The 17,188-nt window shown below is 74.7% G+C and carries 12 protein-coding genes; 7 read left to right on the top strand and 5 right to left on the bottom strand.

All coding sequences use genetic code 11. The features are described 5' to 3' along the window. Positions 1 to 16 precede the first annotated feature (16 nt). Positions 17 to 3,784 (bottom strand): CHAT domain-containing protein, encoded by a 3,768-nt coding sequence (locus ACQP12_RS21055; protein ID WP_433281293.1) that lies wholly within the window; start codon positions 3,782 to 3,784, stop codon positions 17 to 19. A 161-nt stretch (positions 3,785 to 3,945) separates the two neighbouring features. Between ACQP12_RS21055 and ACQP12_RS21050 the strand changes: the two genes are divergently transcribed. Beyond that, complete coding sequence (locus ACQP12_RS21050; RefSeq protein ID WP_433281291.1) at positions 3,946 to 4,326, top strand: hypothetical protein; 381 nt, start codon at positions 3,946 to 3,948, stop codon at positions 4,324 to 4,326. Next, complete coding sequence (locus ACQP12_RS21045) at positions 4,323 to 5,270, top strand: hypothetical protein (RefSeq protein ID WP_433281289.1); 948 nt, start codon at positions 4,323 to 4,325, stop codon at positions 5,268 to 5,270. The genes ACQP12_RS21050 and ACQP12_RS21045 overlap by 4 nt, the downstream gene beginning before the upstream one ends. A 4-nt stretch (positions 5,271 to 5,274) precedes the next feature. On the opposite strand, the gene ACQP12_RS21040 is transcribed toward ACQP12_RS21045, so the two are convergent. The 4 genes from ACQP12_RS21040 to ACQP12_RS21025 form a co-directional block, all read right to left on the bottom strand. Next, positions 5,275 to 6,300: a tetratricopeptide repeat protein gene (locus ACQP12_RS21040; RefSeq protein ID WP_433281287.1), complete on the bottom strand. Its 1,026-nt coding sequence runs from the start codon at positions 6,298 to 6,300 to the stop codon at positions 5,275 to 5,277. A gap of 78 nt (positions 6,301 to 6,378) precedes the next feature. Continuing rightward, positions 6,379 to 7,965, bottom strand: a complete 1,587-nt coding sequence (locus tag ACQP12_RS21035; protein WP_433281285.1) for an MDR family MFS transporter — start codon at positions 7,963 to 7,965, stop codon at positions 6,379 to 6,381. An 8-nt stretch (positions 7,966 to 7,973) separates the two neighbouring features. Next, a complete protein-coding gene (locus ACQP12_RS21030) occupies positions 7,974 to 8,621 on the bottom strand; it encodes a TetR family transcriptional regulator (RefSeq protein ID WP_433281283.1) in 648 nt (215 codons plus the stop codon). Between the two features lie 73 nt (positions 8,622 to 8,694). Then, positions 8,695 to 9,852 carry an alcohol dehydrogenase catalytic domain-containing protein gene (locus tag ACQP12_RS21025; RefSeq protein ID WP_433281281.1) on the bottom strand — a complete coding sequence of 386 codons (1,158 nt, stop codon included), beginning with the start codon at positions 9,850 to 9,852 and terminating at the stop codon, positions 8,695 to 8,697. A 372-nt stretch (positions 9,853 to 10,224) separates the two neighbouring features. Here ACQP12_RS21025 and ACQP12_RS21020 point away from each other — a divergent pair, with 372 nt between their 5' ends. From ACQP12_RS21020 to ACQP12_RS21000, 5 genes are all read left to right on the top strand, one after another. Continuing rightward, on the top strand, positions 10,225 to 11,697 hold the full coding sequence (locus tag ACQP12_RS21020; protein ID WP_433281279.1) for a glycosyltransferase family 39 protein: 1,473 nt from the start codon (positions 10,225 to 10,227) through the stop codon (positions 11,695 to 11,697). Positions 11,698 to 11,751: 54 nt separating this feature from the next. Continuing rightward, a complete protein-coding gene (locus ACQP12_RS21015) occupies positions 11,752 to 13,671 on the top strand; it encodes a glycosyltransferase family 2 protein (RefSeq protein ID WP_433281277.1) in 1,920 nt (639 codons plus the stop codon). Then, positions 13,668 to 14,774, top strand: a complete 1,107-nt coding sequence (locus ACQP12_RS21010) for a glycoside hydrolase family 26 protein (protein WP_433281275.1) — start codon at positions 13,668 to 13,670, stop codon at positions 14,772 to 14,774. The genes ACQP12_RS21015 and ACQP12_RS21010 overlap by 4 nt, the downstream gene beginning before the upstream one ends. A gap of 2 nt (positions 14,775 to 14,776) precedes the next feature. Beyond that, a complete protein-coding gene (locus ACQP12_RS21005; protein ID WP_433281273.1) occupies positions 14,777 to 15,943 on the top strand; it encodes a glycoside hydrolase family 26 protein in 1,167 nt (388 codons plus the stop codon). 75 nt (positions 15,944 to 16,018) lie between these two features. Next, entirely contained in the window at positions 16,019 to 17,182 is a 1,164-nt protein-coding gene (locus ACQP12_RS21000; RefSeq protein WP_433281271.1) for a glycoside hydrolase family 26 protein, read from the top strand. Positions 17,183 to 17,188 lie beyond the last annotated feature (6 nt).

Genomic DNA, 17,188 nt, shown 5'->3' with positions numbered 1-17,188 from the left:
TCGGCGGTCGGCGCGCTCACAGCGGCCGGTTCAGTCCGACGTGGAGATGGCCGGCCCACCGGGTCGGCGTCGCCAGGAACTCCTCGCGGACGGCCCGTACCGTCTCGGCGAGCACCCGGGGGGCCGCCGCGGTGTCCGGCGGGCGGGTGCCGCCGTCGGTCAGCCCGGCGTAGAACGCGGCGGCCATCCGCGCGCTGTCCGGGGTCCGCCAGGTCGTGCCGATCACCCCCCGGAAGCCGGCGAGCTGGAACGCGGCGGCCAGGTGCAGCGGTTCGTCGGTCAGCCGGGGGTGCGTCGCGGCGGAGCCGCACGCGGACAGGAAGGCCAGTTCGGCCCGCTCCAGCTGGTAGGAGCCCACCATGTGCGGGCTGAGCGAGCGCCCGCCGCCGATGCGCAGCCCGCCGGTCAGCATCGAGGCGATGCGCGTGTCGGCCTCGGCGTGGCAGGCGAAGTGCGCGATCGGGTGCGCCCGGAGCGCGTCCTCGACCGCGTCGGGCGCCACCTCGGTCCCCGCCAGCACCGTGGAACCGGGCATCAGCCGGGCGACCTGCTCGACCTCGGCGCGTACCTGGGACAGCGCCGGCAGGTCCCGCGCGGTCGGCACGCCGACGACGGCGGCCGTGGCGGCCGCCTGCCGGGGCGGCCGGTCCGCACCGGCGTGGGCCAGGGCCGTGAGGGTCGGCGTCCAGGACGACACCGCGCGGTCGAGGACGGTACGCCGGCCGCCCGGCTCGCGGTGGTGCCCGGCCGCGTGCAGCGGGAGCCGGGCCAGCGGGCCGGCCGGGCACCACCAGATCCGTGGCGGCGGGCCGTCCACCGGGGCCAGCAGGTCGAGCACCGGCCCGGCGACGGCGTCCCACAGCCAGGCCAGGATGCCGTGCAGCTCCTCCTGGGCGGCGGCGCGCCGGTCGAACGGCACGGTCGGGTCGGTCGCGTCGGCCACCGCGGCGTACCAGGTCACGACGTGCCGCTGGACCGTGGCCGCGCGCAGGCCGGGCAGGGGCACCGGCCGCACGGGCCGCTCCGGGTCCGCCGGGACGAGCAGGGCGTGGCCCCGGTCGCCGTGGGTGGTGACGACGGCGACCGGCATCCCGGCCAGCCGGCGGCGCAGCAGCGGCATCGACGGCGGTCGGAGGAAGTCGGCGAATCCCGGCAGCCGCCGGATCCGCTCGACCACCCGGTCCCGTTCGGCGGCGAGCTGCCGGGTCTGGGCGAGCCAGACCGGTCGGGGGTCCCAGTCCCTGGTGGAGCTGGCCAGCACCTCGCCGGACTCCGTCCGGCGTTCCACCTGGACGGTGAACTTCCGGACCTGCGTGTAGGCGTCCGCCTCGGCCAGCTTCCGGTCGATCCGGTCGAGTTCCGCGGCGAGCCGGGCGTCGACCGCGCGCAGCTCCACCCGGCCGCCGCGGATCCCCAGCGCCTCGTGGAACAGCAGGCCCCGGCCGCGTTCCAGGAGTTCGACGGCCCCGTCGGCGTCGCCCGCCGCGATCGCCGCGGCGGCCGCCTCGGTCGCCACCCCGCCCAGCGCCGCGACCGTGCCCAGCCGGCGGTGCCCCGACGACGACCGGTCGACCGAGGCGGGCAGCTGCCGCACCGCCCGCTCCAGGGCGGCCAGCCGGGCCGCCGGGTCGCCGGCCTCCCGGGCCAGCTCGGCCTGCTGGCGTTCCGCGTCGATCGCGGTCTCCGGCTCCACCACGGGCGACGCGGCGATGGCGGCGTACGTCGAGATGGCCTCCGCCCGCGCCCGGTCGGCGTCCGGGCCGCCCGCCCGGGCGAGCGCGGCCGCGGCCCGGGCGAGCAGCCGGGCCCGCAGCGGCCACCAGTGGTGCCCGGTCGGGGTCTGCGCCACCGCCTCCCGGGCCAGCCGCACGGCGTCGGCCAGCACGTCGGGATCACCGCCCAGCAGGTACCGCTGGAACCGGGTGTCCGCGATCGAGCTGCCGATCCGGGGCTGGTCCGGGTGCTCCGGCGGCAGCAGGGCGAGCGCCTCGCGGAACGTGCGTTCGGCCGCCAGCAGGCCGGCCTCGTCGGCCCGGCGCACCGAGTGCAGGGCCAGGCTGCTCGCCTGGTTGTGCAGGAAGCCGACCCGGCGGGAGTCGCCGGCGGGCAGCGCCTCGGCGGCGCGCCGGCTGGTCTCCACCGCCTCGGCGAGCAGCGCGTCGTCGGGGGCCAGCACGGCCCGGCGGGACAGGATGCCGCCGAGCCGCATGAGCCGCATCGGATACGCATCGTGCTGCGCGGGCGTCTGCTCCAGGGCCTCCCGTTGGTGGCGCAGCGCCTCGTCCAGCAGTTCCAGGTCCTCGGCCAGCCAGCCGGCGTCGGACAGGGCGCCGGCGAGGACCGCGAGCTGCTGCGGGCGCGCGTCCGGCTGGCCGTCGGCCAGGTCGAGCGCCGCGCGCGCCGCGGAGACGGCGACCTCGACCAGGTGCTCGACCTGCCCGTGCACCCCCGCCTGGGCGGCCGCGCCCGCCAGCAGGTTGAGCGCCTCCCGCCGCAGCGGATGCCCCGGCCCGGCGGCGTCCAGGGCCAGCTGAGCCCAGGACGCCGCCCGCGCCGCGCCCGCCAGTTCGCCGCCGTGTTCCCAGCGGGCCAGCTCCGCCTCGCCGAGCAGGAGCAGGGCCCGCGCCCGCCGGGGATCGAAGCCCGGCACCGCGGCGACCAGCACGGCGGCCGACTCGTACGCTTCGGTCAGCGCCGCCGGTGCCGTATCCACCGTGACGCGTCCGGCCGTTTCCTCGGCCCGCCCCAGCAACCGGTCGAGCACCGCCGGCCGGTCGGAGGCGGTGACGATGGTGCCGGCCGGATCGGCACCGATCTCCTGGACCAGGTGGTTGACGACGGTGTTCAGCCGATCGAGGGCCGGGGCCGCCCCCGGATGGTCGGGTGGCATGGTGAGGACCGCGTCGCGCCAGGCGGCGGTCGCCTCGAGCAGGAGCGCCACCGACGCCTGCTCCGGGATGTCGTGCAGCCGGCACAGGGCCGCGCCGAGCCGGGCCACCACCCGCGGGTCGGTGGGCTGCCGCCCCCAGGCGAGCTGTGCGGCGCGGCGGTGGTCGCCGACGGCCAGTTCCAGTGCCTGCGGGCCGGCGCCCCGGTCGAAATACAGCTCGAACAGTTCGCCGCGACGGACCAGCCGGTGCACCCGGTGCGGATCCCGCGCCGAGGTGGCGGCCAGGGCCTGCGACACGGCGTCCAGGGCCTCGTCGTAGGTCCGGGCGTCCCCGCCCTCCTCGGCCAGGGCCGTCAACGCCTCGGCCAGGTCGGTCAGCAGCGCGGCACGGAGCAGGTCCGCCGCCTCGTCGCGGTCGCGGGCCAGGTACGGCAACCACTCCCGGTAGAGCGTGACGAGCATCCGCAGGGCTTTGTCGGAACCCGCCCGGTGCCGGTCCCGGAGCCCCGCGATCCGGCCGGCCTGCTGCGGGCTGAGCAGGACGTCGGACAGCCGCGGGCCGTCGGGCCGGCCGGCCTCCGGCTGCTCGTCCCGGATCAGCTCCGGCACCGCGTCCGGGTCGTCGCGGCACCCCTGCCGGAAAAGCGCGACGGCGGCCCGGCGCTCCCGCAGGCCGTCCAGCCCGGGCAGGTCGAGGTAGCGGTACCAGTGCAGCCGGGCCAGCTCCCGCGCCGCGGACCGGCCGGCGCCGCGGTCAGCGGCCGCCGCGGCGAGGAGGTGCGCGTCGGCCGACAGGTCCGGTCCCGTGAGGACGGACGGGTCGCCGGTGCGCTCGTATTCCGCGAGCAGCGCCGCGACCCGGCGTACGGCGGCACTGGTGGTCCGTCTCGACATCGCCACTCGATCCCCGCGTCGGCCTGCGATCTCCGGTGCCCATCCTGCCCGCCCCGGCCGGTGGGCGGAAGCGGGCCGGCCGACACGCCTCTGGGGACGGTGGCGGCGTGCCCCGGTCGCTACTGTGGCAGCGGAAGCCCATCGGTGCCCGGGGAGCAGGCTTGGAACTCGTCGCGGAGCGCGTCGCCCGGCTGTGCCGGCAGGCCGTCGGTGAGCAGTTGCGCCAGCATGCCGAGCGGTACGGCGCCGCCGACGTGCTCGACCGGATCGCCGAGGCCGTCGCCCAGGGCCGCCTGGACCACCACCTGGAGCAGGACCTCGACCGGCTGGACGACGCCTTCGCCCGGCACGGCATCGACGGGCTGACCACCGGCGTACGCGGGTTCGAGTCGTGGCTCGGCGGCGGCGGGCATCCCACCGTCGTGGCCTGGGGTTGCCCGAGCCCGCTGCCGTGTCCCCGCGCGGTCCCGGAGGGCGACGGTGACCGGCCGGTGTGCGGGTTGACCGGTGCGCCGTTCGGGCAGCGCCGGATCGTGTTGTGAACGCCCTCCTCGCCGAGCTCGGCAAGCAGCTGGTGACCCGGTGGACGGCGGCGCTGCTGCTGCCGGGCGCGCTGTTCGCCGCCGCGGTGGTCCTGGCTCAGGTCCTGGGCCAGCGGCACGCGCTGGACCAGCCCGCCCTGGCGGCCTGGTGGGACGGGCTGGCCGCCGACCCGACCGGTGGATCGGGAGCGGGCCTGCTGATCGGCGCGGTCGCGTTCCTGCTCGGCGCGGCGGCGGCCGGGCTCGTCGCGCAGTCGGTGGGCGTCCTCGTCTCCTGGACGTGGAGCCGGCCCGGGTCCGGGCCGGTGCTGGGCCGGCTCGCCGCCCGGCGCCGCCGCCGGTGGGAGCGGGCGGACGCCGCCGTGCTGGCGGCGGAACGCGCGCTGCTCGCGGACCCCGGTGACGTGGCGCTGCGCGACCGGACGCGCCGGGCCCTCGCCCGCCGGTCGGCGATCTGCCTCGTGGAGCCGGCGCGGCCCACCTGGATCGGCGACCGGCTGCACGCGACCGACGTCCGGGTGCACCGTGGCTACGGCATCGACCTGGCGAGCGGGTGGCCACGCCTGTGGCTGCTGCTCCCCGAGGAGGCGCGGGGCGAGCTGGCGGCCGCGCAGGACCGGTGCGGGGCGGCCGCAAGGCTGGTCGGCTGGGGCCTGCTGTACGCCGTCCTCGGGGCGTTCTGGTGGCCGGCCCTGGTGGTCGGCCTGGTGGCGCTGCCCGCCGCGCGCTACCGCGCCCGCCTGGCCGTGGCGGTCTACGCCGAGCTGGCCGAGGCCGCCGTCGACCTGTACGGGCGGGACCTGGCGGTGCGGCTCGGGCTGCCGTGCCCGGACCGGCTCACCCGTGAGGTCGGCGAGCAGGTCACCGCCATCGTCCGCAAGGACGACGTGGTGCCGCGCGCCCGCCGGGCCGGCTCGGCCGAGCGCTCGTCGGCCCTGCCCTGACCGGTCACGGTCGCCAGGACGGGTTGTGCAGGATGGCGAGGTTCTGCCGGGCGGTGACCGCCAGGGTGTCGTCGCGGGCGCCGTCCGGCAGCGCGTCGAGGACCTCCCAGTAGAGCGCGATCGCCCGCCGCCGGTAGCCGGCCAGCGCCAGGGTGGCGGCCAGGTTGTTGCGCCGGCCGACCGTCTGCCGGCTCAGCTGCCCGTGGGTGCGCTCGCTGTGCCGGATGTTCTGCTCGTGCAGCTCGATGGCCTGCGCGTACTGGCCGGCCTGCTGGTAGCCGACCGCCAGGTTGTTGCGGATGACGAGGGTGAGCTCGGCGTCGGCGCCCTGCCCGTGCTCGGCGGCGGTGACCACCTCCCGCAGCACGTCCAGCCCGTCGTCGACCTGCCCGGCGGCCAGGTAGGCCTGACCGAGCGCGTTGCGGACGGTCAGGGCGTCGGTGTCGAGCGGCCCGAACGCCGTCGCCGCCCCGGCGGCCAGGGGTTCGAGAAGCGCGACGGCCTCGGTGAACCGGCCGCAGAGGCGGTGGTCCTCGGCCAGGCTGAGCCGGTAGGCCAGGCTGCTCCGGTCGGGGACGGACTCCCGGCCGACGCCGGCGGCCCGCCAGATGTCGAGCGACACCCGGACCACGTCGACCGGACCGCGCATCTGCCGGGGCGGCGGTGGGGGCGTGGCGGGCAGCGGCTCGGGCGGCCCCGCCTCCTCGGCCGCCCACGCGGCGAGCCGTTCGCGCAGCTCCGACGCCGGCGGGCCGTCGACGTGCAACCGGCACACCCCCTGGTCCAGGTGCAGGTCGAGGTGCGCCCCGCCGGAACGCAGGCCGTAACCGTCGAGCGCCATGGAGAGCAGGCTCGGGGTGCGGATGTCCAGCCCCCGCAGGGTGGGCCAGGGCAGGCGCAGGAACCGGCGGATCGGCCGGCGCAGGTCGATGCCGGAGCGGTCGACGACGGCGGTCAGCCCGCTCGTCTCGCTGGTGCCACGCGGATGTCCACCGAGGAAGGTGACGTGCCGTAACGCGAGGGATGACACCCGGTCATCCTTCCATCCGGCGCGGGTCCGCGCAGCCCCGGAACCGGTGGCCGCGCGGGACCCGCGCCGGACGGCCCGTCAGTGGGTGACGGCGGCGGCCTGCGCCGCCTCCTCCTGCGCCCGCCGCTCGTCGCCGCTCAGCGTGTGCAGGGGCTTCTCCTTGATGAACAGCACCACGACCATGGCGAGCAGGGCCAGCGGCGCGCCGACCAGGAACAGCTCGGCGGTGGCGTTGCCGTAGACGTCCTGCACGATGCGCAGCACCGGCTCGGGGAGCGTGGACAGGTCCGGCACGGCGGCGGAGGAGCCGCCACCGGCCGCGGCGGGGCCGAGCCGCTCGGTCATCAGCTCGGTGACCCGGTTGGCCAGGACGGCGCCGAGGGCGCTGACCCCGATGGCGCCGCCCATGCTGCGGAAGAAGGTCAGCACCGAGGTGGCCGCGCCCAGTTCGTTGGCCGGCACGTCGTTCTGGGCGGCCAGCACCAGGTTCTGCATCAGCATGCCGACGCCGATGCCCAGCACCGCCATGTAGACCGAGACCACGACGACGCCGGTGCCCGCGCCGATGGTGCCGAGCAGCAGCATGCCGGCCGTCATGACGGCGGCGCCGGCGACCAGGAAGATCTTCCAACGCCCGTACCGCGTGATGAGCTGACCGGCGACGGTCGAGGAGATCAGCAGGCCGAAGATCATCGGCAGGCTCATGAGGCCGGCCACGGTCGGCGACTTGCCCAGGGAGATCTGGAAGTACTGCGACAGGAAGACGGTGCCACCGAACATCGCGACGCCGACCAGGACGCTGGCCACGGTGGACAGCGAGACGGTCCGGTTGCGGAAGATGTCCAGCGGGACGACCGGCTCGGCGGCACGCGACTCGACGAACACGGCCACCGCCAGCACCGCGACGCCGCCGCCGACCATGAGCGCCGTCCAGCCGGAGGCCCAGGGGAACTTGTGACCGGCCAGCGACGACCAGACCAGCAGCAGCGAGACGCCCGTCGTGATGAGGGCGGCGCCGAGCCAGTCGATCCGCACCTCGCGCCGGACGACCGGCAGGTGCAGCGTCCGCTGCAGCAGGAAGATCGACAGGAGGGTGAACGGGACGCCGATCAGGAAGCACCAGCGCCAGCCGAGCCAGGAGGTGTCGACCAGGACCCCGCCGATGAGTGGCCCGGCGATGGTGCCGACGCCGAACACGGCGCCGAAGATGCCCGCGTACCGGCCGAGTTCGCGCGGCGGAATCATGGCGGCCATCACGATGGTGGCCAGCGCCGTCATGCCGCCGGCGCCGACGCCCTGCACGATCCGGCTGAGCAGCAGCACCTCGACGTTCGGGGTGAAGCCGGCGATCAGCGAGCCGATCACGAACAGGGCCAGGGACGACTGGATGAGCAGCTTCTTGCTGTAGAGATCGGCCAGCTTGCCCCAGAGGGGCACGGTCGCCGTCATGGCCAGCAGTTCGGTGGTGACGATCCAGGTGTAGACGGTCTGGCTGCCGTTGAGGTCGGCGATGATGCGCGGCAGCGCGTTCGCCACGACCGTGGACGCCAGGATCGACACGAACATGCCCACCATGAGGCCGGAGAGGGCCTGCAGTACTTCGCGGCGGGACATGCGGGCCGGGCCGACCTCGGCGGCGTCGGCGGGCGCGGTGGGTGCGGACATGCGGTTCCTCAGCTCGGAGTGCGGGTGGGGTGGGGCTTCGGCGTGCCGGGGTCCGGCAGGCCGGCGGCGAGGGTGTCGAACGCCTCGTCGACCAGGTCGGCGAGGGAGCGGGCGCCGGCGGTGGCGGCCCAGCGGAGCGCGGCGGCGCGGAACGCGGCGCCGGTGACGCTGGTGAGCAGGGCCGGGAACACGTGGTCGGTCGGTACGCCCACCCGGGCGGCGACGACGTCGATCATCGAACGCTCCGCCTCGGCGCCCGCCGCGACCAGGCGGGGCAGCAGGGCCGGGTTCCGCATGACCACGTCCATCCGGAGCAACCACAGCTCGCGGTCCTCCTGCATCTCCTCGATCACCTCGCCGAGCGCCGCGCGGATGGCCGCGAGGGCGGGCACGTCCGGTGGCGCCTCGCCGAGCCGTGCCACGAACCGGGCGTTGAGCGCCGCCTGGTCGCCGATGAGGGCGTCGTCCTTGCTCGGGAAGTAGTTGAAGAAGGTGCGGGAGGAGACGTCGGCCGCCGCGCTGATCTCCTCGACGGTCACCTGGTCGAGCCCGTGCTCGGCGACCAGGCGCAGCGCCGCGGTGGCCAGCGCCGTGCGGGTCCGCCGCTTCTTGCGGTCGCGGAGGCCGCCGTCGGCGGGAGGGCGGTCCAGGGTCACCGCGCGACCCTACCGGCGATCTTGCAGGCTGTGCAAAGTTTCGCACACTGAAGTGACGTGGCCGACAGGCCGGTTACCGGCCCGGCTCGAAGACAGCCCGCACACAGCCGTCGCGCCGGTTCGTGAACGTGTCGTAGCCGCGCGGCGCCTCGTCCAGCGGCATCGTGTGGGTGGCGAGGTGTTCGGTGACCAGCTCGCCGCGGGCCATCCGTTCCAGCAGCATGGGGATGTACCGGCGGCCGTGCTGCTGGGCGCCCCGCAGGGTGAGGCCCTTGTCCACCACGGCGCCGAGCGGGAACCCGTCGACAGCGCCGGCGTACGTCCCGAGCAGGAAGACGCTGCCGCCCTTGCGGCAGTGGCGGACGGCCTCGTGGGCGGCGACGGGCCGGTCCGGCTCCGGCCGGAGCAGGTGTCCGAGCCGGTCGCGCCGACGCCGCGGGCCGCCGCCGGGCGGCGCCGCGCCGGCCGCCTCGATGCACACGTCCGGGCCGCGCCCGCCGCTGCGTTCCCGCAGCTCGCCGGCCATCTCCTGGGTTTCCGGGTCGAGGGTCTCGACCCCGAGGTGGCGCTCGGCCATCCGGAGCCGGTCGGCCAGGCGGTCGATCACGACGACCCGCTCCGCGCCCAGCAGCACGGCGGCACGCGCCGCCAGCTGGCCGACGCCGCCGGCGCCCCACACCGCCACCACGTCCCCGGGGCGGACGCCACCGAGGTCGGCGCCCATCCAGCCGGTCGGGGCGGCGTCCGAGGCGAACAGCGCCCGCTCGTCGGTGACGCCGTCCGGCACGGTGAAGGCGCCCTGGTCGGCGTACGGGACGCGGACGTACTCGGCGTGGCTGCCGGCGAACCCGCCGGGGCCGTGCGCGTGGCCGTAGCGGCCGCCAGGGGCGAGGTCTCCCTCACCGGCGCCGCCGTTGTCGCACAGCGAGAACTCCTGCCGCCCGCAGTGCCAGCACCGGCCGCAGGAGACGACGGAGCAGACCACCACCCGGTCGCCCACCCGGTGCCGGCGTACCCGGGGCCCGACCTCGACCACCTCGCCGAGGAACTCGTGCCCCAGCACGTCGCCGCGCGCCGGGAACGGCAGGTGGCCGCCGAGCAGGTGCAGGTCGGATCCGCAGGTGCCGCTCTTGCGCACCCGGACGATCATGTCCTGCTCGTTGCGCAGCTCCGGGTCGGGGACCTGGGTCACGGCCAGCTGGTGCACGCCCCGCCAGACCAGTGCCCTCACGTCGCCCCCCCCGGCGTCCCTGGCGCGTGGCCAGCTGGAGCGGCCGGTCGGTCGCCGTCGTCCGGACCGATGCTTGCATGAAAACCGCTGCCCGGCGGTGGTTCGGAGCAGCTCCCACCTGGCGCGACGGGGCGCGGCGGACGCCACGCCGGTGACCTCCCCCGTCCGGGGTATCGCCCCGTCCGGTTCGTCGTATATGAGCGTTATGTCGGAGTGGGTCATTAAGCTCCACGGTGTCATCCAGTCCTCGACCCGGGGACTCCCGGTGCCGGCCGTAACACGCGGTCGCACCGTCGCGAGCACGCCGATCCGGCGTCGCCCCGGGGCGGCTGGAACCAGGTCGCCGGCACCCACAGGGATGCGTGAGTCACGATGATGGACGCGGACACCATGGTCCTGCCCCGGCTCGGGTCGGGAGAGATCCGGGTCGAGGACCCGTGGGGCGAGGACCGTGCTCTCGGTTCCCGGGCCGGCGGGCACCGGCCACCGGACGACACCTCCCGCTGGCGGCTCGCCGCCTGGCTGCTGCCGGCGCTGCTGGCCGGCGCGCTCGGCGTCGTGGGAGCCGGCACTCCCGGCCTGCGCCTGGCGGAGCTGGCGACCTGGCGGGCCGCCACCTCCCCCTGGCCGGACGGGCTCCCCGGCGGCGACGTCACGCTCGTGCCGTACCACCTGCTGATGCGCGCCTGGGCGGCGGCTTTCGGCACCACCGACCTCGCCCTGCGCGTACCGTCCCTGCTCGCCGTGGCGGCGACCGCCGCGCTCGTCGGCGCGCTGGCCGCCCGGATGTTCGCGTCGGGCACGGGGGTCCTCGCCGGGGTGATCTTCGCGCTGCTGCCGAGCGTCACCCGGTACGCCCAGGAGGCCCAGCCGTACGCCCTCGCCCTGTTCGCCGCGGTGCTCGCCACCTGGTTCCTGCTGCCCGCCCTGGACCGCCCGAGCCTGCGCCGCCTCGCCCCGTACGCCGCCGCGGTGGCCCTGCTTGGCCTGTGTCACGCGATGGCGCTCCTGCTGCTCGTCGGGCACGGCTGGGTCGTGCTCGCGTTCCGCCGCGGGATGACCGGCCGGTGGCTGGCCGCCGCCCTCCTCGGCGTGCTCCCCGCCGCCGGGCTGCTCTGGTCCGGGGTACGCGCCGGCGGGCAGGTCGCGCCGGCGGCCCGCCCCGACCTGGCGGCCCTCGCCGCGACCCCCCGGGAGCTGTTCGGCGTCGCCGCGCTGGGCGCCGTGCTGCTCGGACTGGCGCTGTTCAGCCTCCCGCTGCGGCGCGCCGCGGCGATCTGCACCGCGTGGGCGGTGCTGCCGCCGCTCGGCCTGCTGCTCCTCGCGCAGGCGACGCCGGTCTGGTCACCGTCGAGCCTGCTCTTCACGCTGCCGGCCTGGGCGACCCTGGCCGCGGCCGCCCTGTCCCGGGTGCGCCCCGCCTGGTGGGTGGTGGCGGTGGCCGCGCTGGCCCTGATCGTCGCGCCGGCCCAGGCGGCCGTCCGCGCGCCCGACGGGCACGGGCAGGCCACCCGCGAGGTCGCCGAGATCGTCGGCGCCCGGCGGCTGCCCGCCGACGGCGTGGTCTACGGCGACGCGGACGCGCGGGCCCTGGTGGCCCGCTACCTTCCCGCCGACCGGCGGCCGACGGACCTGTTCGCCGCGGCGCCGCCGCGCGGCTGCGCCGGTTGCCTGTGGGGCGTCCGGCGACTGTGGGTGATCCGCCCCGGCGAACGCACGGATCCCGTGCCGCCCGTCGGCGGCGCGACGGAGCGGCTGCTCCGCACGGGATACGAGGTGGCGCAGGTCTGGCACCCGACCGGGTTCACCCTCGCCCTCCTGGTGGACGAGCACGCCGCCCTCTGACCGAGCACGACCTTTCAACCCCACTGCCCGCTCAGGGTTCGTGGCGAGATCACCATGGGGGAAAACGTGGCCATCGCCGCTGATACACGCCCGTCCCGGGCCAGCACGCCGGGCGCCTCAGGCAACCGTCCGCCGGCGATCGTCCCGGCCGGACCGCCGGCCCGGAAGGGACCCGACCGCCGGCAGCTGAACATCCGGGCCCGCCTGGCGTACGCCCGGTGCGGCGCCACCGCCGGGCCGCTGGCCGCGCCACGGGGCCCGGGGGCGGCGGTGGAGTTCCGGCACGCCGCCTCGCCCGCGGCGCGGCTGGTGCTGACCCTGCTCGTGCTGGTCAACAGCGCGGCCGGGCTGCTGTTCGTCGGCTGGCTGCTGCTGCCCGAGCACGTGCCCGGCGCCGGCGTGTTCGGGGCCGGTGGCTGGCAGACGATCGCGGCCCGGCTGGGCTTCTGCGTGGTCGTCGGCGTCGAGTTGATCCGCCTGGCGCAGAACGTGGTGGTGTGGGTGTTCGCGTTCCACGCCCGGGACCCGGTGCCGGTCGACCCGCCGGTCGGCCTCCGGGTCGCCCTGCTCACCACGATCGTGCCCAGCAAGGAGCCGCTCGACGTGGCGGAGCGGACGCTGCGGCGCCTGCGGGAGATCGTCTACTGCGGACGGGTCGACGTCTGGATCCTCGACGAGGGAGACGACCCGGCGGTCAAGGAGATGGCCGCGCGGCTCGGCGTCCACCACTTCAGCCGCAAGGGCCGGCCGGAGTACAACCAGCCCGGCGGGGAGTTCCGGGCCCGGACCAAGTCCGGCAACCACAACGCCTGGCGCGCCGAGCACGAGAACCGGTACGACGTGGTGGCCAACGTCGACCCGGACCACGTGCCACTGCCCAACTTCCTCGAACGCACCCTCGGCTACTTCCGCGACCCGGACGTCGCCTTCGTGGTGACCCCCCAGGTGTACGGCAACATGCACCAGAACTTCGTCGCGCACGGCGCCTCCGTGCAGCAGTACCTCTACAACGGCCTCATCGCCCGCGGCGGCAACGGCCTGGACGCGCCGCTGCTCACCGGCACCGGCCACCTCTACCGGCCGGCGGCCTGGCGGACCATCGGCGGCTACCAGGACTCGATCATCGAGGACCACCTGACCAGCATCCGCATCCACGCCGCGACCAACCCGGAGACGGGCAACAAGTGGAAGGGCGTCTACACGCCCGACGTGGTGGCCATCGGCGAGGGCCCGACCTCGTGGGCGGACTACTTCAACCAGCAGAAGCGCTGGGCGGCCGGGATCTGCGAGATCCTCGTCCGGCCCGAACTGCGCGCACCGCGCGAGCTGCCGTCCCGGCGCCGCTGGCAGTACCGCCTGCTCCAGTTCTACTACCCGAGCGTCGCGGTCAGCCTGCTGCTGGGCAACCTCGCCACCGCCATGTACCTGCTCACCGGGGTCGGTTCGGCGCAGCTCGACGTCACCGTGTGGTCGGTGCTCTGGGGCTCGACCTTCGGCACCTGGTTCCTGCTGTGGCTCTGGCTCCGTCGCTTCAACATCGCCCCGCACGAACGGGAGGAGATCGGCATGGCCGGCATGGCGCTGGCGCTGTTCGCCGGGCCCGTCTACGTGGCCGCCGGGTTCACCGCGCTGCTGCGCCGCAAGCTCGGGTTCGTCGTGACGGCCAAGGGGAGCCTGCGCACCATCGAATCGCTGCGCACGTTCCGGCTGCACCTGTGCTGGGCGGCCGTCTCCGCCGGCCTGCTCGGCGCGAGCTTCGTGCTGGACAACAGCTCACCCCTGCTGCGGGTGTGGCCCGTCCTGACCCTCCTGACCGGCCTCGGTCCGCCCCTGATCGCGCTCGCGTCGAACCTGCGGGCCAGCCGCCGGAAGGACGACGAGGTGGTCGTGCCCGCGCCCGCCCCCGCTCGCGGGGAGACCGAGGAGGTCCACCCGCCGAGGTCACGGGTCGCGGCCGAGGGGGTTCTGCGATGATCCGATTCACCTTTCCGCGGGTCGTGATGGTGTTGACCGGCGCGCTGCTGCTGACGTACGCCTTCGCCATCGCGCCCACCACCGGCTCCGAGGGCCGGGGCGGGGCGGTGACGGCCGAGGCGAAGGCGCCCCGGCCGCGCGGACCCTTCCCGCCGGCGGGAAAGACGTTCATCGGTGTCATGACGGACAAGGGTCCCCACGACTTCACTCCGGTGGACCGGTTCGCGGCGGCCGCCAGGCACCAGCCGCAGGTCATGCTCTTCAGCGAGGGGTGGGCGTCCGCCACGTTCGACCGGACGCTGTTCGACCGGATCCGCGACCGCGGCATGATGCCGATGCTGGGCTGGGAACCCTGGGACTACCGGCTGGACGAGCGGGCCCGGCAGCAGAAGCTCACCGCCCAGCAGATCGACGCGGTCCGTTCGGATCAGCCCAGCTACCGGTTGTCCCGGATCGCGGGCGGCGAGTTCGACAGCTACGTGCGGTCCTGGGCGGAAGGGATCAAGTCGCTCGGCTACCCGGTGGCCCTCCGCTTCGCCCACGAGATGAACGGCTACTGGTACCCGTGGTGCGAGCTGGTCAACGGCAACCGGCCCGGTGACTACGTGAAGGCCTGGCGCCACGTGCACGACGTGTTCCGGGCGGTCGGGGCCACGAACGTCACCTGGGTGTGGAGCGCGAACGTCCGCTACACCGACCTGACCCCGCCGATCTCCACCTACTACCCGGGCGACGACTACGTGGACTGGGTGGGCGTCACGGGCTACTACGGCAAGTACGACTTCGCGCCCTACCTCTCCTTCGACGGGGTCTTCAAGAAGACCATCACCGAACTCCGCACCGTCAGCAGGAAGCCGATGGTCATCACCGAGACCGGTGGATCCGACCACATCGGGCGCAAGGCCGAATGGATCAGGGATGCCTTCCAGACCCTGCCCAGGTACCCGTTCATCATCGGGCTGATCTGGTTCGAGGTGAACAAGGAACTCGACTGGCGCATCGTCAGTTCCCCGGCCGTGTCCACGGCCTTCGCCGGCGCGGTCGCCGCCCCTCGCTACCAGGTCACCTGGTCGCCCGACATGGTCTCCCGGACGAAGGAGTAGCTGTGCGGAGCTTGACCGCCGGGCGGATCGTGCTCGTCCTGACCGGCGCGCTGCTGCTGACCTACGCGGCCGCCGTGGCGCCGACCGCCATGTTCGGGGACCGGGAGGACGGCCGGTCCGACCGGCCCGTGACGGCCGAGCCGGGATCCCCGCCTCGGCCCGCGAAGGCCGAGCCGGGAGATTCGCCCCGGCCGGCCGCGGCACCCTTCCCGCCGGACGGCAAGGCGTTCATCGGTGTGATGACCGACAAGGGCCCGCACGACTTCGCGGCGGTGGACTCGTTCACGGCGGCCGCGAAACACCAGCCGCAGGTGATGCTCTTCAGCGCGTCGTGGAACCTGGACACGTTCGACCGGACGCTCTTCGACCGGATCAAGGACCGCGGCATGCTGCCGATGCTGGGGTGGGAGCCGTGGGACCACCGGGTCGACCGCGCGGCCCGCGAGCGGAACCTGCCGACGCGGGAGATCGACGAGCTGCGCTCCCACCAGCCCGCCTACCGGTTGTCCCGGATCACGGCCGGGGACTTCGACCCCTACCTGCGGTCCTGGGCCGACGGGATCAGGTCCCTCGGCTACCCGGTGGCCATCCGGCTGGCACACGAGATGAACGGCGACTGGTACCCGTGGTCCGAGGCGACCAACGACAACCGGCCCGGCGAGTACGTCCAGGCGTGGCGGCACGTGCACGACCTCTTCCGCGCGGCGGGGGTGACCAACGTGACCTGGGTGTGGAGCCCGAACGCCAGCTGGGACGCGTCGCTCCCGAAGCTGTCCGGGTTGTATCCGGGCGACGACTACGTCGACTGGGCGGGGGTCACGGGCTACTACGGCATCGGGGCCTACACGGACTACCGGCCCTTCGATTCGATCTTCGGCCCCACCATCACCGAGATCCGCGCGTTCAGCCGGAAACCGTTGGTCATCACCGAGACCGGTGCTTCCGACGCCACCGGGCGCAAGGCCGAATGGATCGCGGAGGCCTTCCGGGCGCTGCCGCGTCACGAGGACATCCTCGGCCTCATCTGGTTCGAGGTGGACAAGGAGCTGGACTGGCGCATCGTCAGTTCGCCGGCCGTGGCGCAGGCCTTCGCCACGGCGGTCGCCGACCCGCGCTACCGGTTCAGCTGGTCACCCGGGATGGTCCCGCGCGCGAAGCTGGCGGACTAGTTTTCCGGACATAAACCAACAATCGGCATAAACTGGCTCGATGTTCGAGCGGGTGGCGGTGGAGAAGGTAGTGCCGTGGTCCGGCTGACCAGGCCGCGTGTCCTCGTGCTGGTGGTCGCCGCGGTGCTGCTGGCCTACGCCGTCGCCCTGGCGCCGGTCACCACGAGCGGGGGCGGGGAGGGCGCCGCGCCCCGGCCGCCCGCGGCAGCCGAATCGGGAGCGGTGGTGCCGGCCGGCGCCGACGGCCCGCCGCTCCAACTGGCCCCGGAACTCTTCCCGCCGGCCGGCAAGGCCTTCGTCGGCGTGATGACCGACAAGGGCCCGTACGACTTCACGGCGGTGGACCGCTTCGCCGCGGCCGCGCGGCGCGAGCCGCAGGTGATGCTCTTCGGCGTGGGTTGGGAGTCCGGCACGTTCGACCGGGTGCTCTTCGACCGGATCAAGGACCGCGGCATGCTGCCCATGCTCGGCTGGGAACCCTGGGACTACCAGGCGGACCGGGCGGCCCGGAAGCAGAAGAAGCTGACCGCCCGCCAGATCGACCGGCTGCGCTCCACCCAGCCGCGCTACCGCCTGTCCCGGATCGCGGGCGGCGAGTTCGACGGCTACCTGCGCTCCTGGGCCGAGGGCGTGAAATCACTCGGCTACCCGGTCGCCATCCGGTTCGCCCACGAGATGAACGGCGACTGGTACCCGTGGTGCGAGAAGGCCAACGGCAACCGGCCCGGCGAGTACGTCGAGGCCTGGCGCCACGTGCACGACCTCTTCGAGCGGGCCGGGGCCACCAACGTCACCTGGGTGTGGAGCCCGAACGCCCGGTGGAGCAAGACCACCGCGAACCTCGCCCAGTTCTATCCCGGCGACGACTACGTCGACTGGGTGGGCACCACCGGCTACTACGGCACCGGGGCCTGGTCGCGGTACTCGTCCTTCGACGCCATCTTCGGCCCCACCATCGCGGAGATCCGCACCTTCAGCCGGCGGCCCCTCGTCGTGACCGAGACCGGCGCCTCCGACGCCGGGGGGCACAAGGCCCAGTGGATCCGGGAGACCTTCCGGACGCTGCCGAAGCACCGGGACGTCATCGGCCTCATCTGGTTCGAGGTGGACAAGGAGAAGGACTGGCGGATCGTCAGCTCCCGCGCCGCGTCGACCGCCTTCGCCCAGTCGGTCGCCGCGCCCCACTACGACGTCCGCTGGTCACCGGAGCTGGTCCCGCGCACCGACCTGGACGAGTAGCCCGGC

Origin of the sequence: Micromonospora sp. CA-244673 (assembly GCF_050948395.1) — a bacterium.
Classification (GTDB): Bacteria; Actinomycetota; Actinomycetes; order Mycobacteriales; family Micromonosporaceae; genus Micromonospora.
This window is presented reverse-complemented; position numbering and strand designations above follow the sequence as displayed.

Bases quoted from the DNA above. Each gene is read 5' to 3' on its own strand.
- ACQP12_RS21055 (WP_433281293.1), bottom strand. From the start codon at position 3,784: ATGTCGAGACGGACCACCAGTGCCGCCGTACGCCGGGTCGCGGCGCTG.
- ACQP12_RS21035 (WP_433281285.1), bottom strand. From the start codon at position 7,965: ATGTCCGCACCCACCGCGCCCGCCGACGCCGCCGAGGTCGGCCCGGCC.
- ACQP12_RS21020 (WP_433281279.1), top strand. From the start codon at position 10,225: ATGATGGACGCGGACACCATGGTCCTGCCCCGGCTCGGGTCGGGAGAG.
- ACQP12_RS21010 (WP_433281275.1), top strand. From the start codon at position 13,668: ATGATCCGATTCACCTTTCCGCGGGTCGTGATGGTGTTGACCGGCGCG.
- ACQP12_RS21015 (WP_433281277.1), top strand. From the start codon at position 11,752: ATGGGGGAAAACGTGGCCATCGCCGCTGATACACGCCCGTCCCGGGCC.